This is a genomic window from Streptomyces sp. UH6, assembly GCF_013421635.1.
Taxonomy (GTDB): domain Bacteria; phylum Actinomycetota; class Actinomycetes; order Streptomycetales; family Streptomycetaceae; genus Streptomyces; species Streptomyces abyssomicinicus.
The window spans coordinates 1-1,047 of the sequence record NZ_JACADT010001427.1 but is presented as its reverse complement, the minus strand read 5'-3'; the positions used below and the strand labels follow the sequence as shown (position 1 = coordinate 1,047).

Below are 1,047 nucleotides of genomic sequence, written 5' to 3'. Positions count from 1 at the left end.
ACGCCACCGCGGCGTACGCGCGTGCGCCGTCGGCTTCCCGTACTTCCTTTCCTTCACGACTTCTTCTGGAGAACCCATGAGCCAGCGCAACTCCCAGGCCGCCAAGACCGCCGCCCGCGAGCGGCTGCGCCAGGAGCGCGAGCGCGACGCCAAGCGCGCCAAGGCCCGCCGTCAGCTCGTCGTCGCCGTGTCCGTCGTGGCCGGCCTCGCGATAGCCGGCGGCGTCGCCTACGGCATCGTCCAGGCCAACAAGCCCTCCGCGTGGGAGGCCGCCAAGGACGCCAAGCTGGTGGCGCCCGCCAACACCAGCGGCAAGGACGGTCTCGACGTGATCATCGGCAAGGCCGAGGCCGAGAAGACGCTGGAGGTCTACGAGGACCCGCGCTGCCCCGTCTGCGCCTCCTTCGAGCAGACCGTCGGCGAGGCGGTCAAGAAGGGCATGGACGACGGCCGGTACAAGGTGCAGTTCGTCGGCGCCAGCTTCCTCGACGACCGCCTGACCGGCACGGGCTCGAAGAACGCGCTGAGCGCGCTCGGCGCCGCCCTGGACGTCAGCCCGGAGGCGTTCCTCGACTTCAAGGCCGCCCTGTACTCCGCCGAGTTCCACCCGGAGGAGTCCACCGACAAGCTGGCCGACGACGCGTACCTGATCAAGATCGCCAACTCGGTGGACGCCCTGAAGGGCAACAAGGACTTCGAGAAGGACGTCAAGGACGGCACCTTCGACAAGTGGGCGCTGGAGATGTCGGAGAAGTTCCAGAACTCCGAGGGCGTCGAGGGCACCCCGACCCTCAAGATGGACGGCAAGGTCGTCACCAGCGCCAACGGCGGCGCGCCGATGACGGTCGAGGAGTTCGAGGCGGCCGTCGGCACCGCCCTGAAGGGCTGATCCGGCCCGGCCTCGGGCCGGTGGCCGAATAACGGCCGAAGAGCGGGCGAACTCTTGTGAGTTCGCTCGCTCTTGCATGTACGCGTCAGTAGCCTCCGGCCCATGAGCCGACACAGACCGCACTCCGACGCCTCCGTCCCCGCCGCCTCCCCCGCCCC

General features: G+C 69.2%; 1 protein-coding gene. It reads left to right on the top strand.

Annotated elements, in window-relative coordinates; translation table 11 throughout:
• Positions 1-76 precede the first annotated feature (76 nt).
• Positions 77-889 carry a thioredoxin domain-containing protein gene (locus HW445_RS32355; protein WP_180224305.1) on the top strand — a complete coding sequence of 271 codons (813 nt, stop codon included), beginning with the start codon at positions 77-79 and terminating at the stop codon, positions 887-889.
• Positions 890-1,047: the final 158 nt, after the last annotated feature.

Excerpts from the sequence above, each read along its gene's own strand:
- HW445_RS32355 (WP_180224305.1), top strand. The coding sequence starts at position 77 with ATGAGCCAGCGCAACTCCCAGGCCGCCAAGACCGCCGCCCGCGAGCGG.